The sequence below is a fragment of the Silicimonas algicola genome, from assembly GCF_003970735.1.
Classification (GTDB): domain Bacteria; phylum Pseudomonadota; class Alphaproteobacteria; order Rhodobacterales; family Rhodobacteraceae; genus Silicimonas; species Silicimonas algicola.
The window spans coordinates 1,093,558-1,119,270 of record NZ_CP034588.1; the positions used below are offsets into that span (position 1 = coordinate 1,093,558).

Sequence of the window (25,713 nt, forward strand, 5' to 3'; positions counted from 1 at the left end):
GGCGCGATCCGCAACGTGAGGTTGGGGACAATTCTATCGGTGAGCCTTGCAACTGTTCTCTCCGTCAGCGTTTCCCGCGCCTCGGCCGAACCCGTCGTCATCGCGGCGCTCGGCGACAGCCTGACGCAAGGCTATGGCCTTCCGCCCGAGGACGGCTTCGTGCCGCAGCTTCAGAGCTGGCTTGACGGGCAGGGGGCGGAGGTGCGGCTGGTGAACGCAGGCGTCTCGGGCGACACCTCGGCGGGCGGGCTGTCGCGCGTCGGCTGGACGCTGACCGACGACGTCGATGGCCTGATCGTGGCGCTTGGTGGCAACGATCTTCTGCGCGGGATCGACCCTGCCGTGACGCGGGCGAACCTCGACGGCATTCTTGCGGCGGCCGAGGCGCAGGGCGTGCCGGTGCTTCTGGTGGGCATGGACGCGCCCTCGAACTACGGCGCGGACTACGAGGCCGCCTTCGACGCCATCTATCCCGAGTTGGCCGAAGAGTGGGGCACGCTTTTCGCGCCGGACTTCCTCGGCGCGCTGGCGGCTCTGGAAGATCGGGCCTCGACGCTGAACGACTACATGCAGCCTGACGCCGTCCATCCTAACGCAGCGGGTGTGGCGAAGATCGTCGAGGATCTGGGTCCGCATGTGATGCAGCTCGCGGCCCGCGCGGGCGGCGGCTGACAGTGCCGACGCCGCCTGCTAGGATTCGCATGACTTTTGGAGACGCCGACACACGGCACGCCCGTCGCACGATGCGAGGGGTGGGGCAACGTGTCGAGGCAGAATTGCAGAGATGACAAGGGACTACAGCCTGATCTTCGGGTCCGGGAGCCAGAGGTTCGACGTGCCGCCACTGACGCGGCTCGGGTGGCAGACGGTCTTCGCGCGCCAGACCGACGCCGACGAGATGGTCGCCTTTCCGCCGGTGCGCGTGTTGGAAGTCCATCGCAGCGGGCTGATCGTCAGGGGAGAGGATCTGGACGAGACGCTCCCGCCCCGGGCCGATGTCACGGTCGGCGACTGGCTTCTGTTCGACCGCGAGCGGCCGTCGGACAGCCGGCTGCTCGACCGCAAGAGCCTGTTCCGCCGCCGTGCCGCAGGCCACGACCGCCAGAGCCAGCTGATCGCCGCCAACGTCGACACGGTCTTTGTCGTCACCTCGTGCAACCGCGACTTCAACGTCGCGCGGCTGGAGCGTTACCTGGCCCTTGCTTTCGAGGCGGGGTCGGACCCGGTCATCGTGCTGACCAAGGCCGACCTCAGTGAAGAACAGGACCGCTTCGAGCGTGAGGCGCAGGCGATCTCGGACAAGGTCCCGGTGCTGACGGTCGATGCGCGGACCCCCGCCGTGAGGGAGGCGTTGAAGCCCTGGCTGGGGCTCGGCCGCACCGTTGCGTTCCTCGGCACCTCCGGCGTAGGAAAATCGACGCTGGTCAACGCGTTGCTGGGCGAAGACAAGGTCGAGACGGGCGCGGTCCGCGAGGACGACTCGCGCGGCCGGCACACGACCACGCGCCGTCAGCTTCTGTTCACCGAGGAAGGCTCGGGCGTCGTCGACACGCCCGGCATGCGCGAGCTGCAGCTTTCCGATGTCGGCGCGGGGCTCTCCGAGCTTTTCGGCGACATCGAGGACCTTGCCACACAGTGCAAGTTCCGCGACTGCGCCCACGAGACCGAACCGGGCTGCGCCGTACGGGCCGCGATGGAGGCGGGCGTCTTGGACGAGCCTCGCATGGCGCGCTGGAAGAAGCTTGTCGCCGAGGATCGCCACAACACCGAAAGCCTTGCCGAGCGTCATGCCCGGGAACGGAAGTTCGGGAAGTTGGTGAAAGAGGTCGTGAAGGACAAGAGATCGAAGTGACTGACGGCCTAGCTGGCCAGCCCCGGCTCGTCCAGAAGGTGGCGGCCCGCCTTGTCCTCCACCTCGATGACCCAGAGGTCGGGATCGAAGCGGCGCTGTCTGGCGATGGAGGCGTCGACCTCGGCCTCGTCGCCATCGGTCAGAACGACCCAGGCCCGGTCGCCGGTCATCAGGTCGAAGGACCGCTGGAAGCAGACGGCACGGCCGTCCAGCGTGTTGAGCTTGACGAGGACCGCGCCCGCGGTCACGTCGCCCTTGCGCACGACGAAGGCGGGAATGTCTGCCAGGCGCAGTCGCGTCAGGTAGGCCGAGACCCAGAAGCCCGACGTCAGCCGCGTCACGGGTCCCACCATATCCATAGGGGACGGGCGCCGTCGTCGGTCTCGACGGTGACGCTCGATTCCTGGTCAGGCGGAACGCCATCGAGAAGCCCCAGGAGGTCGCGAAGGTCGTCCAGCTCGATGGCAAGCGACAGCGTGCCGTCCGCCCGACCGGCGCTGGTGCCGACGGTGATAAGGACGTCGGGGTGCAGGACCCGCGACCACGGCAATGGATCCTCGATCCTGCCGCCGAACCGCAGGCGGTGCGCGTCGCCGAGACGGAGCGGAGCCAGGCGCTGCCTCAGCCGAAGACGCGCCTCGGCGTTGGCCGCGCGCAGGTGATAGCCGAAGTATCCGCGCGAGGGCCGCTCGTAGCTCCAGAGCGCCACGTCGCGGTGCGCGGACTGTTCTGTCACTCCGACCCGTCCCGGAAGTCGAGGCCCATCTCGGAATAGCGCTCGGCCTCGTCCTGCCAGTTCTCGCGCACGCGGACGGTCAGGAACAGGTGGACGGGCCGTTCGAGAAAGGCCGAGATCTCCGCCCGCGCCAGTTGTCCGATCGTCTTGATCGTCTCGCCCCGTTTGCCGAGGACGATGCCCTTGTGGCCGTCGCGTCCGACGTAGACGACCTGGTCGATCCGTGTGCTGCCGTCCTTGCGGTCTTCCCAGGCTTCGGTCTCGACCGTGAGCTGGTAGGGAAGTTCTTCGTGCAGGCGCAGAGTCAGCTTCTCGCGCGTCATCTCGGCCGCGATCATGCGCATCGGCATGTCGGCGATCTGGTCTTCGGGATAGAACCACGGGCCTTCCGGCACGGTCTCCGCCAGCCACTTGCGCAAGTCGGCGACGCCAAAGCCCTTTTCGGCCGAGATCATGAAGGTCTTCTCGAACGAGAAGCGCTCGTTCATGTCGCGCGTCAGGTCGAGGAGGACGGGCGCCTCGACGCGGTCGATCTTGTTGATGGCGAGCGCCACGGTGCGGCCCTGGCCGATCTCGGCCAGACGCTCGAGGATCGCCTCGACGCCGGGCGTCACGCCGCGGTGCGCCTCGATCATCAGGACCACGACGTCGGCATCGGCAGCCCCGCCCCAGGCGGCGGCGACCATCGCGCGGTCAAGCCGCCGGCGCGGGCGGAAGAGGCCCGGCGTGTCGACGAAGACGATCTGGCTCTCGCCCTCCATCGCGATGCCGCGGATGCGGGCGCGGGTGGTCTGGACCTTGTGGGTGACGATGGACACCTTCGCGCCGACCATGCGGTTCAGAAGCGTCGACTTGCCGGCGTTCGGCTCTCCGATCAGGGCGACGAATCCGGCGCGGGTGGGCATGTGGGCAAGGGTCCGGGCTGAGGGCGTGTCCTTCGCGGTCTAGCGGGATTGCGCGCGTCTTGCCAGCCCTCAGCCGCCGACGGCGAGGCGCTTCAGCGCACGGTCGAGGGTGTCGAGGTCGACGGGCTTCTGGATCAGTTCCATCCCCTCTTTTGCGCATCGCTCGGCAACCTGAGGCGCGCGGTTGGCGGTCAGCATGCACAGGGGCACGCCGGGCAAGCCCGCGCGGAGGCGATCGAGACCGTCGAAGGCCGTCGTGCCGTCGCCGAGTTGATAGTCGACGAGGCAGACGTCGGGCAGAAGGTCGAGGTCGGCGACGAGGGCGAGGGCCGCTTCGATGCCGGGCGCGTCGATGACGTGATGTGCCCGCCGGCCGAGCGCGAGTTCGAGAGCTTCGCGCAGTTCGTCGTCGTCCTCGATCAGAAGGACGAGGCGGCCGGTATCGGCGACGTGGCTTATGGCCTGCGTCTGGCGCATGACGAAGGGGGGCACGGCAAGCGGGGCGGTCACGCTGAAGGTCGATCCGCGCCCCACCTCCGAGCGGAGGCCGAGGGGATGGCCGAGAAGCGCGCAGGCCCGGTCGACGATGGCGAGGCCGAGGCCAAGCCCTTCGGACGCGGAGGCGCGGGCGTCGAGGCGGTGGAACTCCTTGAAGATCTCCTCCTGGCTCTCCTCGGGGATGCCGGGGCCGGTGTCGTGGACCTCGATCCTGACCGTGCCGCCGCGGTGGCGCACGCCGACGAGGACTTTGCCTGACGGCGTATAGCGGATCGCGTTACCGATCAGGTTCTGCACGATGCGGCGGAAATAGGTACGGTCGCTTTCGACCCAGGCCGAGCTGCCGACCACCCGGAGGTCGAGACCCTTGGCGGCGGCCGCCGGGGCGAACTCCGCGCGAAGCTGGGCGAGAAGCCGCGTCAGATCGACCGGACCGACCTCGAAGGTCTCGACCGTTTCCAGCTTCGAGATGGCGAGAAGCGACTCGATCATGCTTTCGACGCTTTCAAGCGCGTTCTGCGTCTTCGCGGCGATGCGGGCGGTGTCGCCGTCGGGGGCCTCGGCCAGCGAGGACACGAAGAGCTTCGCCGCCGACAGGGGCTGGAGGAGGTCGTGGCTCGCCGCCGCGACGAAACGGATCTTCGAGGCGTTGGCCCGCTCGGCGGCGGTCAGGGCGTCTTCGAGATCGAGCGTTCGCTCGACGACGCGGCGCTCGAGCGTTTCCTTCGCGCGGCGAAGCTCGGCGGCGGCGCGGCGTTCCTGCGTCATGTCGCTGAACGACACCACGAAGCCCCGGTCCGGCATCTCGCGGGCGTCGACCTTGAGGACGATGCCCGGCGGGTGCGTCATCTCGTAGGCGAGCGGCGGGCGGGCGCCCTCGATCGCGATCCAGTCGGCGATGGTCGGCCCGCCGGCCGGTCGCAGGTCGAAATGGGCAGCCTGCTCGAGAAGCGACGACAGGGGCGTCCCCAGCCGCAGGGCGGCGAGCGGCATCCCCAGAAGCTCGGCGGCCCGGTTGTTCCAGCCCATCAGCACGCCGGCGTTGTCGAAGATGCACACGCCCTGGTCGAGGTGTTCGAGCGTGGCGCCGATCAGGCGGGACTGGTTGTCGAGGATGCGCGATCTCTCGCGACGCTCGATCCGCATGATGTCGGTCACGTCGGTCTGAAGCACGACGGTCTGGCCCGCCTCGGTCCGGTGCTCCGAGATCTGGACCCACCTGTCGCCGGTGATCGAGACGTTGAAGACGATGTGGTCGTCGCGGTGGCGGGCGCGGCGGCGGTCGGCCCACTGCCGGGGGGTCTGGCCGGCGGGAAGGTTCAGGAAGCGCGAGCGGCTGGCGCGGTCGATGTAGTCCTCGAACGACAGGCCGGTGCGGAGGTGTTCGCGGATGTCCGGCATGAACATCGCGAAGCGGCTGTTGCAAAGGACCAGGAGATCGTCCTCGTCGAAGAGGCCGAAGCCTTCGCGGACCGTCTCGATGGCATCGGTGAGGGTGTTGCGCGCGGCCTCGGCCGACCGGATGGCGCCGGAGAGCTGCGCGTTCGACTGGTTCAGGAGGTCGAGCGCCGTTTCCAGTTCCCGCGTGCGGGTGCGGACCTGGTCCTCAAGCATGACCGCGCGCTGAAAGTGCTCGTAGGCCGCGCCGCCGTCGTTCGTCACCTGCTCGACCCGGCGCATCAGCACCTCGGTGATCTTGAGGAGCTTCTCGTTCTGCCGCTCGATCGAGTCGGCGGCGTTCATCACGAGGCCCCGCATCAGCCGGCCTCGGGCGGATAGATGGCGACCCCCGTCATGGTCTGGTTGACGTGCATGCCCCCCATCTGCTCGCCGTAGGTCGAGAAGCCGATGACGCCGTGGCGGGCGAGGATGTCCGACACCTCGCGCGTCAACTGCTTCTCCTGCGCCTCGAGCCGTCGGAGGATGCAGTCGCAGGCGATGATCGCGTCCGGCGTGACGTCCTGCGACAGGGCCGCGAGTTCGCGTTCGAGGTGCGTGCCCATGTGTTCGGTGTCGGCCAGCGACAGGACGAGGCCTTCCTCGATGGCAGAGAAGAACACCAGCTCCTCGCGGTCCTTGACCTGCTGGATGGCGCGAACGTGGTGCTTGCCGCCGAAGCGGACCGCGACGGGGTGCGCGGCGAAGGTGAAGGTGTCGAGTTGTTCGGGGTCCTTGCCGAGGATGCGGGCGTATTCGCGCGCGGCGGGTTCGGCATTGATTTCACGCACCACGCGGCGCTTGGGGTCGGCGCCGGTGACGACCATGCGGTGCTCGGTCGGGATCAGGTGGTCGAGGCTGAAGACGCGGATCCGGCAGTCGGTGCGGAAGTAGGTGAGGACGGCGGCGTTCGAATAGACCTCGCCGCCTATGGCGACCGAGGTGGAGCGGAAGCGGGTGCCGTCGCCCGCCGAGCCGCCGAAGAGCGGCACGGGGCCGAGCGCGTCGGAACAGGCGGCGGCGACGCGGTCCTCTGCCAGCGACAGGCCGTCGACGAGCAGGAAGGCGAATTCGTTGTTCCAGCCCGGCCGCTCGACCGTCAGGCGGGCGCGGCGGCGGATCATGCCGGACACGAGGTCGACCTTGTCGATCTCGTCGACGGGATGCAGGAGCACGCTTTCGGCAGCGAAATGGTCCGAAGGAAAGCCGAGAAGGACGATGCGGTTCTCGGAATAGCCGGCCCGGCCGATCTCGCCCGCCGTCGTGCAGCCGATCACGGGCGTCTCGCCGAAGGTGCGGGCCGCCTCGGCCATGACGGCGGCGATATCGGCAGTGGGGCAGACGAAGAGGATCACGAGGGCGAGTGGCGTCTCGACCGACGCGGCGCGCGCGCGACGGAGGCCGGCCCGGTCGCCGACCTCGAATTCCTGGACGAAGAGGCCCCTGCGCGCCTGACCCGCGGCGTCGGCGGACCCTCTGCCGCTGTCCATTCCGTCCTCCCCGTATGAATTCGGCTAGTGTGCTGGTGCGTCAGCGGTCGTGCAACATCTTCCCGAAGTTCGCCTCCTGCGCGATCAGGACCGCCTGCGTCCGGCTCTGGACGCCGAGCTTGCGCATGATGGCGGTGACATGCGCCTTTACGGTCGCCTCGGCGATGGCGAGGTCGAAGGCGATCTGCTTGTTCAGCTTGCCCTCGCAGATCAGCTCGAGGATTTTCATCTGCTGGCGCGTCAGCTGGCCCATGCGTTCGAGCGCGTCGAGGCGGCGCGTCTCGCCCGGGCTCTCGTCGGCATCTGCGGCCACGCCTTCGGGCAGGTGGACGCCGCCGGCGGCGATGGTGCGGAAGGCGGATTGGAAGACCTCGCGCGCGCTGTGCTTCGGCACGAAGCCCGAGGCGCCGGCGCGGATGGCGGCGCGCATCATGGCAGGATCCGAGATCGAGGACACGACGATGACGGGCACATCGCCCGCGGCCTTCTTCAGGCGCAACAGCCCGTCGAGGCCGCTTACGTCGGGAAGGTTCAGGTCGAGAAGGATGATGTCGGGCGGCGCCGACGTGTCGAGCATGTCGATGGCGGTGCCAAGGTCGGGCGCGTCGCGCACCGTGTCGACGCCGACAACCATGCGGAGCGTCATCGAGAGCGCGTCGCAGAACAGCGGGTGATCGTCGATGATGAGCGTGTTCCGCAAGACGCGCAGGCCTTCCGTGGCGACAGGATACCGGGGTGAGGTTAGCACAATGGGATCCTTGTCCAACACGTCTCTTGGTCGGCACCGGGCAAACGAAGATTTGGCAGCCGCGTCGTTCGTCGACGATAGCCTGACCCTTCTGCCCCCCGAGCGGTGACGCAATGCCCCCAAAGGTCGCATATCGCGGACCGCGCATGATCCGTAGTCTGGCCGCGAGAAGGACGATATCGCCATGAAGCTTTCTGAAGAACGGCAGATCGCCGCCCCGCCGGAGAAGGTGTGGGAGGCTCTTCTGGATCCCGACATCCTGAGGCAGTGCGTTCCCGGCTGCGAGTCGATGACCGGCAACCCCTCGGAGGGGTTCGAGGCCGTCGTCACGCAGAAGGTCGGCCCCGTGAAGGCGACCTTCAAGGGTCAGGTCAAGCTTCAGGACATCGTCGAGGGACAGAGCCTGAAGCTGGTCGGCGAAGGCAAGGGTGGCGCTGCGGGCTTCGCCAAGGGCGGCGCCACGGTGCGGCTCGAGCCGCAGGACGGCGGTACCCGGCTGATCTACGACGCCGAGGCCAGCGTGGGCGGAAAGCTCGCGCAGCTCGGCAGCCGGATCATCGACAGCTTCACGAAGCGGCTGGCGGACCAGTTCTTCCAGCGCTTCCAGGAGACCGTCGAGGCCGGGCAGGTGGCGTCCGCCGCCCCTGTCGAGGCCTCGTCCACGGCAACTGCCGCGACGGCGAACGCGACGCCCGCCGAGCAGGAAACCGCCAAGAAAAAGGGATTGCTCGGCCGTATCTTCGGCTAGGATCGAGACTCTGAGGGAGGAGAAGACATGAAGATTTCGATGACCGTCAACGGCAAGGAGGTCGCCCGCGAGGTCGAGGACCGCCGCCTGCTTGTCGACTACCTGCGCCAGGACCTGGGCCTGACCGGCACGCACGTCGGCTGCGACACCAGCCAGTGCGGCGCCTGCGTCGTCCATGTCGACGGCGAGCCGGTCAAGGCCTGCACGATGCTGGCGGCTGACGCCGAGGGCGCGCAGGTGAAGACAATCGAGGGCATGGCGGGCAAGGACGGGACGCTTCACGCGATCCAGGCCGCCTTCCAGGAGCATCACGGGCTTCAGTGCGGTTTTTGCACCCCGGGCATGATCATGTCGGCGGCGGCGCTCCTCAAGGAGAACCCGAAGCCGAACGAGCACGAGATCCGCGAATATCTCGACGGCAACATCTGCCGCTGCACCGGCTACCACAACATCGTCAAGGCGATCATGGCGGCCTCCGGCCAGCCGGTCGCGATCGCGGCCGAGTGAGGCCCAGAGGGAGGAGACAGGCGACATGCCCAAGGATTCAGTGATCGGCACATCGACCAAGCGCCGCGAGGACAAGCGCTTCATCACCGGCCGCGGTCAATACACCGACGACATCGTGCTGAAGGACCAGACCTATGCCGCCTTTGCGCGCTCCGACGTGGCGCACGGCAAGATCGTGTCCATCGACACCTCAGCCGCCGAGGCGATGCCCGGCGTGCTGGCGGTCTTCACCGGCGAGGACTTCGCCGAGGTCGGCGGCAATCCCGCAGGCTGGCTGATCCACAGCCGCGACGGCACGCCCATGACCGAGCCCAAGCGGCCCGTTCTGGCGCACGGCAAGGTCCGTCACGTCGGCGACGCCTACGCAGCCGTCATCGCCGAGACCGCCGAGCAGGCTCGCGACGCCGCCGAGGCGATAGACGCGACCATCGAAGAGCTTCCGGCCATCGTCGACCTTCGGCAGGCGGCGTCCGACACGTCGAACCGCGTCCATGACGAGGTCGCGTCGAACGTCTGCTTCGACTGGGGTTGGATCGAGGATAACCGCGCCGCCGTGGACGAGGCCATCAAAGGCGCTCCGCACGTCACGACGCTGGAGTTGCGCAACAACCGCCTGTCTCCGAACCCGATCGAGCCGCGCTGCTCGATCGGCGACTTCAATCCGGGGACCGAGGATTACACGCTCTACACCACCAGCCAGAACCCGCACCTGACGCGGCTTCTGGTCTGCGCCTTCGTCATGGGCATCCCCGAGAACAAGCTGCGCGTGGTCGCTCCCGACGTGGGCGGCGGCTTCGGCTCGAAGATCTATCACTACGGCGAGGAGGCTCTCGTCCTTGCCGCCGCAAAGCGGATCGGGCGGCCCGTCAAGTGGACCTGCTCGCGCAGCGAGGCCTTCCTCACCGACGCGCATGGCCGCGACCACGTCACGAAGATCGAGCTGGCGACCGATTTCGACGGCAACTTCATCGCCGTGCGGACCGAAACCTTCGCGAACCTCGGCGCCTATCTGTCGAACTTCGCCACCGCGACGCCGACCTTCCTGCACGGCACGCTGATGGCGGGCAACTACACCGTCCCGAACGTCTACGTGAACGTGAAGGGCGTCTTCACCAACACCGTGCCCGTCGACGCCTACCGGGGCGCGGGCCGGCCCGAGGCGACCTTCAGCCTCGAGCGCGTCATCGACAAGTGCGCCCGCGAGTTGGGCATCGACCCCATCGAGATCAGGCGCAAGAACTACATCAAGCCGCACCAGTTTCCCTACACCACGCCGGTGGCGCTGGAATACGACACCGGGGACTATGACGCCGTCATGGACCGGCTGGAGGCGATCGCCGACCTCTCTGGCTTCGAACGGCGGCTGAACGACAGCGCCTCGCGCGGCAAGCTGCGCGGCCTCGGGATCTCGTCCTACATCGAGGCTTGCGGCATCGCGCCGTCGAACCTCGTGGGCGCGCTCGGGGGCCGTGTCGGCCTTTATGACGCGGCGACGGTGCGGGTGAACGCCACCGGCACGATCAGCGTCATGGTCGGCGCTCACAGCCACGGCCAGAGTCACGAGACGACCTTCCCGCAGATCGTGGCGGACCGGCTTGGCATCGACGAGAGCAAGATCGAGATCGTCCACGGCGACACGGCGAAGATTCCCTTCGGAATGGGCACCTATGGCTCTCGCAGCCTTGCGGTCTGCGGCTCGGCCGTGGTCCGGGCGACCGAAAAGATCATCGCCAAGGCCAAGCTGATCGCAGGTCACATGATGGAGGCGGGCGACGCCGAGGTCGATTTCGAGGACGGCGTCTTCTCGGTCAGGGGCACGAACAAGAACGTGCCCTTCGGCGACGTTGCGCTGAAGGCCTATATCCCGCACGACTTCCCGCTCGACAGGATCGAGCCGGGGCTCGAGGAGACAGCCTTCTACGATCCGGCCAACTTCACCTATCCGTCAGGCTGCTATGCCTGCGAGGTCGAAGTCGATCCGGGCACCGGCAAGGTCGAGGTCATGTCCTTCGCCGCGGCCGACGACTTCGGCAACGTCATCAACCCGATGGTCGTCGAAGGCCAGGTCCACGGCGGCATCGCCCAAGGCATCGGTCAGGCGCTGATGGAGAACGCGGTCTACGACGAGAACGGCCAGCTTCTGTCGGCGAGCTACATGGATTACACCATGCCGCGCGCCTACGACGTGCCGATGTTCAAGGTCGACCATTCGGCCAACACACCCTGCACGCACAACCCGCTTGGCGTGAAGGGCTGCGGCGAGGCGGGCGCCATCGGCTCGCCGCCGGCGCTGGTCAACGCGGTCATCGACGCGCTTCAGCGCGCCGGCCGGTCGAGCGTCACCCACATCGACATGCCCCTGACGCCCTCGCGCGTCTGGGACGCGATCCACAACAGCTGACAAGGGCAGAAGGAGAGACATCATGTACAACTTCGAATTCCAGAAGCCCGGTTCCATCGAGGATGCGGTCGCGGCCCTCCGCCACGAGGACGCGATGCCTCTCGGCGGCGGACAGACGCTTCTGCCCACGATGAAGGCGCGGCTTGCCTCGCCGACACGGCTCGTGAGCCTGGGCGGAATCCCCGGCATGAAGGGTGTTTCGTCTTCGGGCGACACGCTGATCGTCAAGGGGGGCACGACCCACGCCATCGTGGCGCGGGAGGCCGGGGGGGTCTTCCCCGGACTGGCGCAACTTGCGTCGCACATCGGCGATGCCGCGGTCCGCAGCCGCGGCACCATCGGCGGCTCGCTGGCCAACAACGATCCCGCGGCCTGCTATCCCGCCGCGGCCTTGGGCACGGGTGCCACGATCAAGACGGACCGGCGCGAGATCGCCGCCGACGAGTTCTTCCAGGGCATGTTCTCGACCGCTCTGGACGAGGGCGAGATCATCACCGAGGTGCGTTTCCCGATCCCGCAGGCCGCGAACTATCAGAAGTTCCTGCAGCCTGCCTCGCGCTTTGCCATGGTCGGCGTCTTCGTCGCCCGTTTCGCCGACGGCGTACGGGTCGCGGTCACGGGTGCCGGCAACGACGGCGTGTTCCGCTGGAGCGAGGCCGAAAGCGCGCTGTCGTCGAACTTCTCGGCGGATGCGCTGGCGGGCCTGTCGGTGTCAGCCGACGACATGATCGCCGATATCCACGGCTCGGGCGCCTATCGCGCGCACCTCGTCAAGGAGTTGACGGGCCGCGCGGTTCTGGCCGCGAGCTGACAGCGACGGGACTTGTGGAGAGGGGCCGCGTTCGGCAGGCGCGGCCCTTCTTCGTTCAGGCGGCGGGAGATCAGCTCATTGCAGCCGCCGGTCAGCGCTGCGTCATGGGGCAGGTTCGAAACCCGAAGAGCGAATAAATCGGGCACCACCCTATCAGCCCGGTCAGAAGCGGCACGACGCCGATCCAGCCCCAGGGGGTTTGCGGCCCGATGAAGACGAGGGAGATCAGGCCGATACCGACGATGATCCTGAGAATGCGGTCGAGCGAGCCTTCGTTGCGTGTCATTTTCCAGCCTCCTGTGCATGACGACGAGAAGGCTAGGATCGCACGGGACGCGTGTCGGTGACTTTGTCACAGGTCAACTGGCTCAGGGCCGGTCGGGCAGCCCCGCGATGATCTTGTCGGGCGTCATGGGGAAGTCCCTTACGCGGACACCGCAGGCGTTGAAGACCGCGTTTCCGATCGAGGCGGCCGCCCCCGAAATCCCAAGCTCGCCGATGCCCTTCGCCTGAATGGGATTGGCTTGGTCGTCTCGGGTGTCCTCGAGGAGAATGGCATCGAGCTGCGGGACGTCGAGGTGGACCGGGACATGGTACTCGGCAAGGTTGTGATTGACGATCCGCCCATCCCGGGGGTCGTGCATGAGTTCTTCGGTCAGCGCGGATCCGATGCCCCAGATCATGGCGCCGTGGCACTGGCTTTCAGCAGTGAGCCGGTTCAGGACGCGACCGATCGAGAAGATGCCAAGCATTCGGCGGACACGAACCTCGCCCGTGTCGGCGTGAACGCCCACCTCGGCGAAGTGCGCGCCGTATCCGGCGATGGCGAAGTCGTCGGCGGTGTCACCCGGCTTGACGTGACCCTCGGACGTCTGGGGCAGCCCCGCGAAATCGGCGAGCGACATCTGGACGTTGCCGCCCGTGGCGACTCCGTCGCGAAGGGTCAAATCGGCTGGAGACACGTCGAGTTTGTCTGCGATCCACTCCCTCAGACCCTTGCAGGCCAGGAAGACCGCCGATCCACAGGACTGCGCGCCGAAGCTCCCGCCAGAGCCGCTGGACTTGGGCAGGTCTGAATCGCCGATGCGAACCCGGACCTTTTTGGCGGGAAGGCCCAGCATCTCGCCGGCGATCTGGGTGAGAATGGCATAGGAGCCTGTACCGATGTCGGTCATGTCGGTCTCGACAAGCGCCGTGCCGTCGGACTGGAGAGTCACGCGGGCGACGGATTCCTCCATTTGGTTGGTCCGCACGGCTGATGCGACACCCATGCCGATCCACCAGTCGCCGTCGAGCCGCTGCGCCGCCGGGCGGCGTCCGTCCCATCCGAAGCGCGCTGCGCCCTCGCGCAGGCAGCGCTCGAGCCCCCGCTCGGAATAGGGCAGGCCATCCGCCGGGGTTGTCTCACGCATGTTCATCACGCGGAGTTCGATGGGGTCGATGCCCGTCGCCTCGGCAAGTTCGTCCATCGCGCATTCGAGGGCGATCATGCCGACGGCCTCGCCGGGAGCTCTCACCGAGCCCGTGCCGGGGCGATGGATGCGGGCGACTTCGTGCGTGAAGCGGCGGTTCTCGCCGCCGTAGAGGAAGTGGGTGCCTTGGGCGACGGGTTCGGAGAACGCCTCGCCCGGCAGGTTCGAGACCCTGTCTTCATGCGCGAGGGCGGTCATCCTGCCGGACGCATCGCAGCCGAGCCTGATGCGCTGCGTGGTCTCGGACCGGCGAAGGGTCATCTGGAACACCTGATCGCGGCCCATGACGACGCGGACGGGCCGCTTCAGTTCGCGCGCCGCGTGAGCTGCCGCGACCGCCTCCGGCGCGATGCCGAGCTTGCTGCCGAACCCTCCGCCGACATAGGGGGCGAGGATGCGGACGTTGTCTTCGGACATATCGAGCGCGTCGGCCAGTTCGGCCAGGTTGTGCTTCAGCATCTGGTAGGAGCCGTGAAGGGTCAGGCGTCCATCCTTCCACTCGGCGACCGAGGCATGAGGTTCCATCGCCGCCGAGGTATGAGGGGCCGTGGCATAGGTGACGTCTATCGCTGTCGCCGCGTCGCGGAGGGCACCTTCGAGGTCGCCCGTGTCGCTCTGGCTTTTCTTCGGTTTGTCGACCGTCGAGGCGGTCGCGGGCTCGACTTCGGCGTCCTCTTCTTCATACGTCACCGTCATCGACTGTGCCGCCGCGCGCGCCTGCTCGAATGTCGAGGCGACGACCAGGGCAATCGGCTGGCCGAAGTAATGGACCTCGGGCAGAACCTGCGCGGGCGCCTCGCCTGCCTGACCTTGAGCGGGGTTGCGGACAAGGGGATCGCCGTTGAAGACGGCCAGCACGCCCTTCATCGCCTTGGCGCCATCGCTGTCGATGTGGCTGACCTTGCCTTTCGTGATCGTGGCGCGGACGAGGACCCCGGTTGCGAGGTTGTCGGGCAGATGCTCGGCGGCATAGGCGGCCCGTCCGGTGACCTTGAGTGCTCCCTCCGGGCGTGACAGGCGGGTGCCGAGGAGGCCCTGCGACATCGCGTCGAGAAGGCGAGGCTGTGCCTTGTCCATCGTAAGCTCGGTCGTCTGGTCGGGGGATTGGTCAAGGGACATCAGGCCTGGCTTTCGCTGAGTTCGCGCATCGCTCGGCGCAAGGTGCGGCGGGCAAGGAGGATCTTGAAGTCGTTGTCGCCATGCCCCTCGGCCTCGCTGAGAAGGGCGTCGGCGGCGGCTTCGGCGGCATCGAGGGGCGATTTGCCCTCCAGCACGGCGTCGACGGCATCCGTCCGCCAGGGTCGGGGCGCGAGGCCGCCAAAGGCGAGCCGACCGGAGACGACGCGCCCGCCGTCGAACCGAACGATGGCGGCGACGGACACGAGGGCGAAGGCGTAGGACGCGCGGTCGCGGACCTTCACGTACCCTTGCGTGCCTTCGGGCGGCGCGGGCAGGGTGACATGGGTGATGACGTCGCCTTCTTCGAGACAGGTCTCGATATGCGGCGTGTCGCCCGGCAGGCGATAGAAGTCGTCGAGCGGAACGGCACGCGTGCCGTTCAGGCCTTCGATCTCGACCTGAGCCCCCAGGGCCATCATCGCCACCGCCATGTCGGATGGATGTGTGGCGATGCAGTGGGGCGACGTGCCCAGGATACCGCAGACGCGGTTGCGCCCTTCGAGAGCGGCGCAGCCGGTCCCGGGTTCGCGTTTGTTGCAGGCGGCAGCCGTGTCGTAGAAATAGGGGCACCGCGTCCGCTGGAGAAGATTTCCGCCCGTCGTCGCCTTGTTCCTGAGTTGCCCCGTCGCCCCCGAAAGAAGGGCGCGGGACAGGACGGGATAGCTTTTACGGACAATGGGGTGCACGGCGAGGTCCGAGTTCGTGACCAGCGTGCCGATGCGAAGGCCGCCATTGCTTTCTTCGATGCCATCGAGCCCTGTCCGCGTGATGTCGACGAGTGCCGACGGCGTCATCACCTGAAGCTTCATCAGGTCCAGAAGGTTCGTTCCGCCCGCGATGACGGTCGCCCCCTTGGCTGTGTGGCGGGAGGCTTCGGCGACGTCGCCTGCGCGCGCGTAGTCGAAGGGCTTCATTCCGCCGCCATCCCGCGCGCGTCGCGCACTTCGGCAATCGCCTGACGGATGCGAGGGTAAGCCGAACACCGGCAGAGGTTGCCGCTCATGCGTTCGGCGATCTCTTCATCCGTAAGGTCCGGGTCTGTCTCGAGCGAGCGGGAGATATAGGAGGGCCAGCCGTCCTCGGCCTCTTGCAGCATCGCGGTTGCGCTCATGATCTGCCCCGGCGTGCAATAGCCGCATTGGAAGCCATCGTTTCTAACGAAGGCATCCTGAAGCGGGTTGAGCGCGTCCGGGCTTCCCAGACTTTCAATCGTCGTGATCTCGTCACCGTCGTGCATGACCGCCAGCGTGAGGCAGGAATTCACCCGCCGCCCGTTCAGCAGGACGGTGCAGGCCCCGCATTGCCCGTGGTCGCAGCCCTTCTTCGTGCCGGTGAGGCCCAGATGATGCCGAAGCGCGTCGAGGACCGTGACCCTGGGGTCAAGATCCAGCCTGTGATCGGTGCCGTTGATGCTGAGCGTGACGTCCATGCTCTTCCCCTCATTCCGCCCTGGCTCAATGTCCCGGGCAGGCAAAGGTTCCGACCGTGGTCGGAGGAGCGAGTAACTCCGTCGCCGCAGGGCGCCCCTGTCGCAGCGTCAGGTGGAGAGCGTCGGCCAGTGGTGGTGAAGATCGTCGATGACGATGGCATGACGGTGGCCGTCTCGCCCGTGCTCGCGCAGATGCGGGTGATCGGAGGGCAGGTCGGCATGGCTGTGGGGCAGGGCGTCCGGCTCGTCTGCCGGCCAGATCCTGATCGCGAGCGCGACGCCAACTGCAGCGATGAACGCCATCGCGAGGAAGGTCGGGTCAAGGCCGAATGTCACGCCAAGCCACCCCGCCAGGGGATAGGTGAGCAGCCAGCAGGCATGGCTGAGGGCGAATTGCGCGGCGAAGAGGGCGGGCCGATCCTCGGGCTGCGACGAGCGGCGCAGAAGCCGGCCCGTCGGCGTCTGGGTCAGGCTGTAGCCGAAGCCAAGCACGAGCCACAGCGCCATCAGCGCGGGGAGCGATCCCGCCAGGGGACCGAGCGCCGTTCCCGCCGCCAGGACCAGCGCTCCCGCAATCATCACGGGGCGATCCGGTCTTTTTTCCAGGACCCGGGGCAGGAGGAGAGCCGCGATCATCGACCCGCCTCCGAATGCCGCGAGCGCCAGGGCGACCTGCGCCTCCTCGAGGCCGAAGTCCGCCTTGACGATCACGACCGTGTTTACGATCACCATTGCGCCGGCCGAGGCCACCGCGAGGTTCAGGGCGAGGAGACCGCGCAGGCGCGGCGTCGCGAGATAGATGCGGATGCCGCGCGTCGTGCGGTCGAGGATGCCTCGCCGACGAACGGGTTTGGGGGACGGCAGCGTGGACGTGAGCACGAGAGCGGCCGAGGCGAGAAAGCCGATGACCGTCCCGCCGAAGAGGACGGGAAAGCTGACGACGGTCAAGAGGGCGGCGGCGAGCATGGGCGACAGCAGGCTTTCGAGATCATAGGCCAGGCGCGACAGCGACAGCGCCCGGGTATAGTCGGCTTCGTCAGGCAGGACGTCCGGGATCGTCGCCTGGAACGTCGGCGTGAACCCCGCAGACGCGGCCTGAAGCAGGAAGATCAACACGTAGATCTGCCACACCTCGTCCACGAACGGCAAAGCCAGCGCCACGACGGCACGGATCAGGTCGAGCGCCACCAGCATCGCGCGTCTCGGCACGCGGTCCGCGAAAGCCGAGGCAACCGGCGCGAGGGTGACATAGGCGACCATCTTGATCGCCAGCGCCGTGCCCAGGACAAGCCCGGCCTCCTCGCCTGCTATCTGCCAGGCAAGAAGGCCCAGCGCCACAGTCGCAAGACCCGTCCCCACCAACGCAATGACCTGCGCGGCGAAGAGGTGGCAGTATGTCCGGTTGGAAAGGATCGCGAGCATGTCGTGCCGATGATGCCGAAGCCGCGCCCGCGCGCAAGGTGAGTTCGAAAGGCCGCGCGTGACATGAAGGAGAGATTTGGAGGCGAGTACCGGAATCGAACCGGTGTGCACGGATTTGCAATCCGCTGCGTAACCACTCCGCCAACTCGCCGAAGGCCTTGTGTGATTAGGGTGGCGCGCGCGCGGCGTCAAGCGGATTGGAGGGGCGCAGCGGCTCCGGGAGACGAGCGGTCAGCCGGGGTAGCCGAAGACGCGGGGCAGCCAGAGGACGATGCCGGGAAAGAATATCATGGCGGCGAGTGCGACGATGAGGACGGCGAGGAAGAGCCAGATTTCGCGGATGATCTCGGCCAGGGGGATGCGGGTGACCGCGTTGATGACGAAAAGGAGGATGCCGTAGGGCGGGGTAATGAGGCCGATCATGCAGTTCACGACGGCAACCACGCCGAAGTGGACAAGGTCGATGCCAAGCTCGCGGCAGGTCGGCAGGAACAGCGGGATGATGACCAGGATGATCGTCGTCGCGTCGAGGATGCAGCCCAGAAGCAGGAGAAGCAGGTTTACCCCGAGCAGGAACACAAGCGGATACACATCGAGACCGACAAGCCGGGCCGCCAGGATGTTCGGAATGTTCTCGGAGGCCACGACGTAGTTCAGGATCAGCGCGCCTCCGATCACGAGGCCGACGGCTGCTGACGACCTCGCACTCTCGACGAGGATCGAGCCGAGGGCCCGCAGGCTGAGCGCGCGATAGAAGGCGGCGGCGAGGACGAGGGCGTAGAAGGCGGCGACGGCTGCAGCCTCGGTCGGCGTCGTGACGCCTCCGTAGATGCCGTAGAGCAGGATCGCGGGCATCAGAAGCGCGGGGAAGGCCGAGACGGCGCGGCGCGGAAGTTCCGACAGCGGGACAGGCTCCTCGAGCGCGAAGCCCCGGCGGTGCGATATCCAGGTATTCATACCCATGAGAACGGCACCCATCAGGAGACCGGGGACGATGCCGCCCAGGAAGAGGTACCCGATCGAGGTGTTCGACACGAGCGCGTAGAGCACCATCGGGATCGAAGGGGGAATGATCGGACCGATGGTGGCCGAGGCGGCCGTGATCGCGGCGGCATAGCCGCGTGTGTAGTGGCCGGACTTCGTCATCATTTCGATGATGATCCGCCCGATGCCGGCGGCGTCAGCGACGGCCGAGCCGGACATGCCCGAGAAGATCAGCGAGGCCACCACGTTGACGTGACCGAGGCCGCCCCGGAAGCGGCCGACGAGCGCCACGCAGAACCCAAGGAGCCTGTCCGAGATGGTGCCGGCGTTCATGATGTTCGCGGCGACGATGAAGAGGGGCACGGCCAGCAGGATGAAGCTGTTGTAGAGCCCGTCCATCAGGATTTTGCCGGCGAGACCGATGTCCTGCCCTGCGGCGGCCATGTAGACGATGGCGGACAGGAGGATGGCATAAGCGATCGGCATCCCGATGCCCGCCACGACAAGGATCGTCCCGAGGCAGAGGAGGAATTCGACGCTCATTCGTCGAGCCGTCCGGGCCCGTGGTGGACCTCTTTCGCGCCGGTCCCGCGGATGGCGCCCCAGGCGACCCACGCATAGCGCAGGGTGACGGCGACGAGGAACAGGATATAGACCGCGTAGATGTCGCGCATCCGGATCCAGTCTCCGAAGAGGCTGGAAAGGGTGGCCGTCTTCTTGAGGCGCAGGATGTAGAACTTCTCCCACGTCGGCAGGATGGACGCACCGAGGCCGATGACTATGGCGAGGCCGCCCAAGATCAGGAACCAGCGTCGCAGGCCGGGGCGGACGTGATTGAAGAGGACGTCGAAGGTGACGTGATCCTCGTCGCGGACGACGAAGGCGCAGCCGACGAAGATGATCCAGACCCAGAGCAGAAGGCAGAACTCGAGGGTCCAGCCGTAAAGGCCTGGATTGAAAAGCGGAACCGACTCCGCGATCCAGCCGAGCCGTGCGGTGTAGCGGACGGTGATCTGGAGGACGAACGTCAGGAACATCAGCGCCATCAGCGTGCCGACGAATGCCTCGGCAACCCGGCGCAGCACCTTGAGTGCAGCCATGTCCTCCCCCCTTTTCGTCAGGCGGGCGGCCCGAGAGCCGCCCGTCGTCGGTCAGTTGCCGAGCGCGTTGATCTGCTCGAGCACGCCTTCGGGCCAGGAGGCCGCGAATTCGGAGCCCTGGTACTGCTCCTGAACGTGGGCGCGGAAGGCGGCGAGGTCGGGCTCGTAGACTTCGAGGCCGTTCTCGGTGAGGAAGGCGACCAGCTCCTCTTCCTTGGCGAGCTGCTTCTCGCGTCCGGATTCGGCAGCGGCGTCAGCGGCTTCCTGCACGGTCGCCTGCTGCTCGGGCGTCAGCCCGTCCCAGACGGCCTTCGACAATGCGATGTAGTTCAGGTCGACGAGGTGCGAGGTCAGCGCGACCTGGCAGGTCACCTCGTAAAACTTCGCGTCGACGACCGTCGGGAGCGGGTTGTCCTGCCCGTCGACCGAGCCGGTCTGAAGTGCGGTGTAGATTTCGGTGAAGGCCATCGGCGTCGGGTTCGCGCCAAGCGCCTTACCAAGGAACTGCCAGGCGTCGGTGCCGGGCATCCGCAGGTTGATGCCTGCCAGGTCTTCGGGCGTCTGAACGTCCACCTCGTCCCTGCACTGGCGCAGGTTCACATGCCGGCGGCCAAGGTACATGACGGAGAGGAGCTTGACGCCAAGCTCGTCCTCGACCTTCTGCTTGAAGGGATCCATCAGTGCGTCGTTGAAGACGGCGACCTGGTGCGCGGCGTCCTGATGGACATAGCCGGCGGTGAAGATCGAAAATTCCGGGAAGAACTGCGCCAACTCCTGGGCCGAGGCGATGGACATCTCGAGGTCGCCCGAGGAGATGGCCTCGAGCTCGGAATTCTGGGCGATGAGCGAAGCGTTGTAGTGCGGCTCGTAGGTCGCGAACTCCGAGACCGCCGGGCCGAAAACCTCGGCCAGTGCGACGGAACGCTGGTCGGTTTCGGACGCGGGCGTGGACATGCGAAGCGTGATCTTGTCCTGCGCCGCAAGCGGGCCGGCGAGTATCGCCGTGGTCATCAGCGCCAGTGCGGCGCGCTTGAGTGTCAGTGTCATGGGTTCCTCCTCCGATATGATCCGGACTTTGCCGGGTTCTGGTTCACACTCCAAGCGCTCTTCGCTTGGCGCTGTCGATGTGGGCGTGGATGGCTTCGACCGTGCGTGCCGGATCGCGGGCCTCGAGCGCCTGAATGACGGTCAGGTGTTCGTCCATGACCGAAACGACGAGTTCGGGCAGCATTCGCGTGTCGGCGTTGCGGATCAGCCTGATCTTGATGGCGTTGACGCGGTGGATGTCCGAGATGATGCGGTTCTGCATGTGATCGACCACGTGGTCGTGGAACGCCCAGTCCATGCGCTGCGCGCGAGAAAGGAGATCCGGTGTCACCCCCTCGGTCGCCTCTCGGCGGATCGAGGCGTGGTCCTCGGCGATGCGGGCCAGATCCTGGTCGGCCGCAGTCTCACTGAAGCGCGCGAAGGCTTCGCCCTCGATGATGCGGCGAAGCTGGAAGGCGCTGCGGATGAGGTCGAGGTCGATGGCCAGCACCTGAAGCCCGCGCTTGGGCGAGGTGCGGATCAACCCATCGGCCTCGAGCCGGGGGATCATCTCGCGGATCGCACCGAGCGGCATTCCTGTCAGCTCTACCAATTCGCGCTGCGAGACGAACTGGCCCGGCTCGATGTCGCGCGCCAGCAGCTTCTCGGTGAAGCTGGAATAGGCGTGGTCGCGCAGACGGGTGTTCGCCTCGGCCATGTCAGGCGGCGCTGACGTCTGCCGGGAGGAGCGTGGCGCGGGCGGCGGCGTCAAGAGGGGCCAGCGGCGGGCGCAGGCGGTTCCAGCCCTTGTCGCCGGTCCGCGCGCTGATGAGGGTCTTGAGCGCGGCGACCACGGGGACCGAGACGACGCGCGTGACCTCTTCGGACAGGGCGGTATCTTCTGTTGCGGTCTCGACGATGCGCTTCATGCGGGCAGGGTAGAGGTTCGCCATGCCGGTGATCGCTCCCCCGGCGCCAAGTGCCATGGCGCGGTGCAGAAGCCGCTCGTCGCCGACGAGAACGGTCAGGCTGCCCAGGTCGAGGAAGGACCGCGCCGTGTCCCAGTTGCCGGAGCTGTCCTTGATCGCGCGGATGCGCTTCCCCGCCGAGCCGACGAGCCGGCCGACGAGGCCGGCCGAGAGCCCGACGCCCGAGACCTGCGGAATGTGGTAAAGAATGTACCGCGCTTCGGCGTCGGTGCGTGCGAATAGCTCCGAATGCCAGGCGAAGAGGCCGTCGTCGCTGTTGCCTTTGAAGTAGAAGGGCGGGAGCAGGAGGAAGTCCGACACGCCCCTGTCGCGTCCCTGCGCAACCTGCCGAGCGGCATCGCCCAGTGAGTTCGCACAGACACCCAGAACGATCTTCGAGGCCGGGATGCCCGCCGACAAGAGAGCGTCGATGCCCGCCTCGCGCTCGTCCATCGCGATCGAGGCGCCTTCGCCTGTCGTGCCGTAAAGGGTCACGCCGTCGGCGCCCTCGGTCATCAGCGTGCGGGCGTGTGCCCCGAGACGCGCGAGGTCGATGGCGCCGTTCTCCTCGAACGGTGTGAGGAGTGCTGTGGAAATGCCGAACATGAGCGAGTCGTCCCCCTGAATCGCCCTGATCCTAGGAGAACCTTCAGATATGCGCAACTGACATGTCAGATGTGCATACGATTGCCCCAGCGTCGGGGGCCCGTGTTCAAGGGGGTTCAGACCTTGAGATCCCGTTCCGGATGGTCGTAACTGGTCTCAGTCAAATGCAGCGGAGGTTAAGAACCGACATGAAACACCTTAACATACTCGCAAGTGTCGCACTCGCGGCGGGGCTCGCCGCCTCGACGGCAGGCGCGCAGGACATGGCCTTCTTCCGCATCGGAACGGGCGGCACGGCCGGCACCTATTATCCGATCGGGGGCCTTCTCGCCAATGCCATCTCGAACCCGCCTGGCTCGCGTCCCTGCGAAGAGGGCGGGTCCTGCGGCGTTCCGGGCCTCGTGGCCTCGGCGCTGTCGGCGAACGGCTCGGTCGCCAACATCAACGCAATCGCGGGCGGCACGCTCGAGTCCGGCTTCTCGCAGTCCGACGTGGCGACCTGGGCCTATACCGGCACCGGCATCTGGGAAGGAAAGCCGGCCGTCGAGAACCTGCGGACCATCGCGAACCTCTATCCCGAAAGCATCCACCTGATCGCCAGCGCCGACTCGGGCATCGCCGGCGTTGCCGATCTTGCAGGCAAGCGCGTGTCGCTCGACGAGCCGGGATCGGGCACACTTGTCGACGCCAAGATCATCCTCGAAGGCTATGGCCTGTCCGAAGCAGACATCCAGCCCGAATATCTGAAGCCCGACCAGGCTGCGGATCGGATGCGGGATGGCGCGATGGACGCGTTCTTCTTCGTGGGCGGCTATCCCGCGGGCGCGATCTCGGAGCTGGCGAGCCAGCACGACGTCAAGGTGATCCCGATCAGCTGCGAGGATGCGCCGTCGATCTGCGAGCAGTTCCAGTTCTTCGCGACCGACACCGTGCCGGGCGGCACCTACGAGGGCAATCCCGACGACGTGAACACGCTTTCGGTGGGCGCTCAGTGGATCACCAGCGCGGATCAGCCTGAAGACCTGATCTACGAGATCACGAAGGCCCTGTGGAACGACAACACCCGCAAGCAGCTCGACGCGGGCCATGCCAAGGGCAAGATCATCACCAAGGAGACCGCGCTCGACGGCATCGGTGTGCCGCTCCATGCGGGTGCCGAAAAGTTCTACAAGGAAGCCGGCCTGCTCCAGTAAGCCGATGCGGTTCGGGACGGCGTCCCGGACCCCGAGCCGACCGGAGGGGCCGCGAACCAGCGTCGCGGCCCCTTTCCTTTGCAAAGGCCGACAGGAGCGCAGCCGATGGTGGAGAACAGGAACGCAGTGGACGAGGACGTCCGCGAGCTGACAGCCGACGAGCTTCAGGCGATCGAGGAAGAATACGATCCCGAGTTGCGGTTCCGCGTTCTCGTCTGGCCGCTGGCGCTGGTCCTCGGCGCCGTCCTGTTCCTTCTGTCGTGCTATCACTACTACACGGCGGGCTTCGGCATCCCGCAGGCGACCGTCCACCGCGGCCTGCATCTTGGTGTGACCCTGATGGTCGTCTTCCTCAGCTTCTCGGCGTTTGGCAGGAAGGAACGCCCGCACAGCGTCACCTCGCCGTTCGGGATGCCGCTCCTTGACTGGGCGATGGCCATCGCAGGCCTCGTCAGCGCCCTCTACGTGCCCTGGATCTATAGCGATCTGGCGTTCCGCGTCGGGAACCCGCTGCCCATAGACGTCGCCATGGGCACGATCCTGATTGTCGTTCTGCTCGAGGCCGTGCGGAGGTCGATGGGCTGGCCGCTGCCGGTCATCGCCATTCTGTTCATCGCCTATGCCTACTTCGGCAAGTCGATGCCCGGCATCTTCGTCCATCCCGGCGCAAGCTGGTCGAACATCGTCAACCACCTCTACCTCACGTCTCAAGGCATCTACGGCACGGCGCTGGGCGTCATCGCGACCTACGTCTTCCACTTCGTCCTGTTCGGGGTGATGGCGACGCGGATCGGGCTGGGGCAGTTGTTCATCGACGTGGCTTCGGCTCTGGCGGGGCGTTATGCAGGCGGTCCGGCGAAGGTCTCGGTCCTGTCGTCCGCACTCCTCGGCTCGATCTCGGGCTCGTCCATCGCCAACACGGTGACGACGGGCGCGCTGACCATCCCGGCCATGATCCGCATCGGGTATCCCCGCCATTTCGCCGCCGCGGTCGAGGCCGCAGCTTCGACGGGTGGCCAGATCACGCCGCCCGTCATGGGGGCGGTGGCGTTCCTCATGATCGAATACCTGGGACTCCCGCTGACCACGATCCTGACGGCAGCGCTCGTGCCCGCGTTCATGCACTTCTTCGGCGTTCTCGTTCAGGTCCACCTCGAGGCGAGGCGGCTGGGTCTGCGGGGCCTGTCGCCCGAAGAGATCCCGAACGCCTGGCGCGTGCTGAAGGCCGGCTGGCTGTCGGTCTTGCCGCTTCTCATCCTCATCGCAGTCCTTCTGTCGGGCCGCACGCCCTTCGCGGCCGCGTTCTATTCGATCACGGCCTGCATTGTCGTCCTCGCCATACAGCAGGTCATGGCGTCTGGCATCGTCGGGGGGATCAAGGGCACGGCCCACGGGGTCTGGGAAGGGTTCATTCTCGGCGCGAAGCAGTCGCTGTCGGTGACCGCGGCCGCAGCGCTCGTCGGCGTCGTGATCGGTGTCGTGACGCTGACCGGGGTCGGTTTCAAGATCGCCTACATGGTGACGGGCATCGCGAGCGGCTGGGCGGTGTCGCTGCACGATGCGCTGACGTTCCTGCCGTTCGAGCTGATGACGGTGCCGTCGCTGACGCTGCTCTTCACTCTGATCCTTACGGCGATCGTGTGCATCCTGATGGGCTGCGGCATACCGACGACCGCCAACTACATCATCATGGTGGCAGTCGCCGCGCCGATCCTGGGGCTTCTCGGGGTTCAGCCCCTCGTGGCCCACTACTTCGTCTTCTATTACGGAGTGCTCGCGGACGTGACACCACCCGTGGCGATGGCGGCCTACGCCGGGGCGGGGATCGCCGGGGCGAATGCCTTCAAGGCGGGGAACACGGCCTTCCGTCTGAGCATGGGCAAGGCGCTTGTGCCCTTCGTCTTCGCGTTCCAGCCCGCGCTTCTGATCGTGACGGACGGGTTCACCTGGCCTGCGTTCCTTCTCGCCTTCACCGGTGCGGCGCTGGGGATATGGGTCCTCGCCTCTGCCGTGTCGGGGTGGCTCTTCGCGCCGATCCACTGGGTAGAGCGCCTGCTTCTGGTGATCGCCGCGCTTCTGCTGGTGGCGCCGAGCTTGCCCGCGACGGCCGTCGGGCTATTGCTCGTCGCACCGGTGGCGCTGCGTCAGCTTGTTCCCCGCTGGACCAGAGGTGCCGCAGCGGGTTGAGCGGGAGAAGCGGC

The 25,713-nt window shown here is 66.8% G+C and carries 24 protein-coding genes and 1 tRNA gene; 8 read left to right on the top strand and 17 right to left on the bottom strand.

What is annotated here, in order from left to right; genetic code table 11:
* The first annotated feature begins 39 nt into the window (after positions 1–39).
* Entirely contained in the window at positions 40–672 is a 633-nt protein-coding gene (locus EF888_RS05565) for an arylesterase (RefSeq protein WP_241239810.1), read from the top strand.
* A 112-nt stretch (positions 673–784) separates the two neighbouring features.
* Positions 785–1,852, top strand: a complete 1,068-nt coding sequence (rsgA, locus tag EF888_RS05570; protein ID WP_109757837.1) for a ribosome small subunit-dependent GTPase A — start codon at positions 785–787, stop codon at positions 1,850–1,852.
* Positions 1,853–1,860: 8 nt separating this feature from the next.
* Here rsgA and EF888_RS05575 read toward each other — a convergent pair whose 3' ends face one another.
* From EF888_RS05575 to EF888_RS05600, 6 genes are all read right to left on the bottom strand, one after another.
* Positions 1,861–2,193, bottom strand: a complete 333-nt coding sequence (locus EF888_RS05575; RefSeq protein ID WP_241239811.1) for a DUF1491 family protein — start codon at positions 2,191–2,193, stop codon at positions 1,861–1,863.
* Positions 2,190–2,588 carry a hypothetical protein gene (locus EF888_RS05580; protein ID WP_109757839.1) on the bottom strand — a complete coding sequence of 133 codons (399 nt, stop codon included), beginning with the start codon at positions 2,586–2,588 and terminating at the stop codon, positions 2,190–2,192. Before EF888_RS05580 ends, EF888_RS05575 begins: the two co-directional genes overlap by 4 nt.
* Positions 2,585–3,493: a GTPase Era gene (gene era, locus EF888_RS05585; protein WP_109757840.1), complete on the bottom strand. Its 909-nt coding sequence runs from the start codon at positions 3,491–3,493 to the stop codon at positions 2,585–2,587. The genes EF888_RS05580 and era overlap by 4 nt, the downstream gene beginning before the upstream one ends.
* 69 nt (positions 3,494–3,562) lie before the next feature.
* Positions 3,563–5,749 carry a PAS-domain containing protein gene (locus EF888_RS05590; protein WP_109757841.1) on the bottom strand — a complete coding sequence of 729 codons (2,187 nt, stop codon included), beginning with the start codon at positions 5,747–5,749 and terminating at the stop codon, positions 3,563–3,565.
* On the bottom strand, positions 5,749–6,918 hold the full coding sequence (locus EF888_RS05595; protein WP_109757842.1) for an FIST N-terminal domain-containing protein: 1,170 nt from the start codon (positions 6,916–6,918) through the stop codon (positions 5,749–5,751). The genes EF888_RS05590 and EF888_RS05595 overlap by 1 nt, the downstream gene beginning before the upstream one ends.
* A 40-nt stretch (positions 6,919–6,958) precedes the next feature.
* On the bottom strand, positions 6,959–7,666 hold the full coding sequence (locus EF888_RS05600) for a response regulator (protein WP_282957624.1): 708 nt from the start codon (positions 7,664–7,666) through the stop codon (positions 6,959–6,961).
* Positions 7,667–7,850: 184 nt separating this feature from the next.
* Here EF888_RS05600 and EF888_RS05605 point away from each other — a divergent pair, with 184 nt between their 5' ends.
* The 4 genes from EF888_RS05605 to EF888_RS05620 are packed head-to-tail and all read left to right on the top strand — an operon-like array spanning position 7,851 to position 12,133.
* Complete coding sequence (locus EF888_RS05605; protein WP_109757844.1) at positions 7,851–8,414, top strand: SRPBCC family protein; 564 nt, start codon at positions 7,851–7,853, stop codon at positions 8,412–8,414.
* A 27-nt stretch (positions 8,415–8,441) separates the two neighbouring features.
* Positions 8,442–8,921, top strand: a complete 480-nt coding sequence (locus EF888_RS05610; protein ID WP_109757845.1) for a (2Fe-2S)-binding protein — start codon at positions 8,442–8,444, stop codon at positions 8,919–8,921.
* A 25-nt stretch (positions 8,922–8,946) separates the two neighbouring features.
* On the top strand, positions 8,947–11,322 hold the full coding sequence (locus tag EF888_RS05615; RefSeq protein WP_109757846.1) for a xanthine dehydrogenase family protein molybdopterin-binding subunit: 2,376 nt from the start codon (positions 8,947–8,949) through the stop codon (positions 11,320–11,322).
* A 22-nt stretch (positions 11,323–11,344) separates the two neighbouring features.
* Positions 11,345–12,133 carry an FAD binding domain-containing protein gene (locus EF888_RS05620; RefSeq protein WP_109757847.1) on the top strand — a complete coding sequence of 263 codons (789 nt, stop codon included), beginning with the start codon at positions 11,345–11,347 and terminating at the stop codon, positions 12,131–12,133.
* 91 nt (positions 12,134–12,224) lie between these two features.
* Here EF888_RS05620 and EF888_RS05625 read toward each other — a convergent pair whose 3' ends face one another.
* The 11 genes from EF888_RS05625 to EF888_RS05675 all read right to left on the bottom strand — a co-directional run bounded on the left by EF888_RS05625 (position 12,225) and on the right by EF888_RS05675 (position 22,319).
* Positions 12,225–12,419 carry a YgaP family membrane protein gene (locus EF888_RS05625; protein WP_109757848.1) on the bottom strand — a complete coding sequence of 65 codons (195 nt, stop codon included), beginning with the start codon at positions 12,417–12,419 and terminating at the stop codon, positions 12,225–12,227.
* Positions 12,420–12,501: 82 nt separating this feature from the next.
* Positions 12,502–14,724 (bottom strand): xanthine dehydrogenase family protein molybdopterin-binding subunit, encoded by a 2,223-nt coding sequence (locus tag EF888_RS05630; RefSeq protein ID WP_420902660.1) that lies wholly within the window; start codon positions 14,722–14,724, stop codon positions 12,502–12,504.
* The gene (locus EF888_RS05635) at positions 14,724–15,698 is read right to left on the bottom strand and encodes an FAD binding domain-containing protein (protein WP_109757849.1); all 975 of its coding nucleotides are present in this window, start codon (positions 15,696–15,698) and stop codon (positions 14,724–14,726) included. Before EF888_RS05635 ends, EF888_RS05630 begins: the two co-directional genes overlap by 1 nt.
* Positions 15,695–16,213: a 2Fe-2S iron-sulfur cluster-binding protein gene (locus EF888_RS05640; protein WP_109757850.1), complete on the bottom strand. Its 519-nt coding sequence runs from the start codon at positions 16,211–16,213 to the stop codon at positions 15,695–15,697. The genes EF888_RS05635 and EF888_RS05640 overlap by 4 nt, the downstream gene beginning before the upstream one ends.
* 108 nt (positions 16,214–16,321) lie before the next feature.
* Positions 16,322–17,635: an MFS transporter gene (locus EF888_RS05645; protein ID WP_109757851.1), complete on the bottom strand. Its 1,314-nt coding sequence runs from the start codon at positions 17,633–17,635 to the stop codon at positions 16,322–16,324.
* Positions 17,636–17,712: 77 nt separating this feature from the next.
* Positions 17,713–17,786: transfer RNA gene (locus tag EF888_RS05650), tRNA-Cys, on the bottom strand.
* An 80-nt stretch (positions 17,787–17,866) separates the two neighbouring features.
* Positions 17,867–19,162: a TRAP transporter large permease gene (locus EF888_RS05655; RefSeq protein WP_109757852.1), complete on the bottom strand. Its 1,296-nt coding sequence runs from the start codon at positions 19,160–19,162 to the stop codon at positions 17,867–17,869.
* Entirely contained in the window at positions 19,159–19,719 is a 561-nt protein-coding gene (locus EF888_RS05660) for a TRAP transporter small permease (protein WP_109757853.1), read from the bottom strand. The genes EF888_RS05655 and EF888_RS05660 overlap by 4 nt, the downstream gene beginning before the upstream one ends.
* A 51-nt stretch (positions 19,720–19,770) precedes the next feature.
* The gene (dctP, locus tag EF888_RS05665) at positions 19,771–20,766 is read right to left on the bottom strand and encodes a TRAP transporter substrate-binding protein DctP (protein ID WP_109757854.1); all 996 of its coding nucleotides are present in this window, start codon (positions 20,764–20,766) and stop codon (positions 19,771–19,773) included.
* A gap of 43 nt (positions 20,767–20,809) precedes the next feature.
* The gene (locus tag EF888_RS05670; protein WP_109757855.1) at positions 20,810–21,463 is read right to left on the bottom strand and encodes a GntR family transcriptional regulator; all 654 of its coding nucleotides are present in this window, start codon (positions 21,461–21,463) and stop codon (positions 20,810–20,812) included.
* A gap of 1 nt (position 21,464) precedes the next feature.
* On the bottom strand, positions 21,465–22,319 hold the full coding sequence (locus EF888_RS05675) for a dihydrodipicolinate synthase family protein (RefSeq protein ID WP_109757856.1): 855 nt from the start codon (positions 22,317–22,319) through the stop codon (positions 21,465–21,467).
* A gap of 188 nt (positions 22,320–22,507) precedes the next feature.
* On the opposite strand from EF888_RS05675, the gene EF888_RS05680 reads away from it, so the two are divergent.
* Together EF888_RS05680 and EF888_RS05685 are read left to right on the top strand one after the other, a co-directional pair.
* A complete protein-coding gene (locus tag EF888_RS05680) occupies positions 22,508–23,512 on the top strand; it encodes a TAXI family TRAP transporter solute-binding subunit (RefSeq protein WP_241239812.1) in 1,005 nt (334 codons plus the stop codon).
* A 105-nt stretch (positions 23,513–23,617) separates the two neighbouring features.
* Positions 23,618–25,699, top strand: coding sequence for a TRAP transporter permease (locus EF888_RS05685; RefSeq protein ID WP_109757858.1), 2,082 nt, complete (start codon positions 23,618–23,620; stop codon positions 25,697–25,699).
* Positions 25,700–25,713 lie beyond the last annotated feature (14 nt).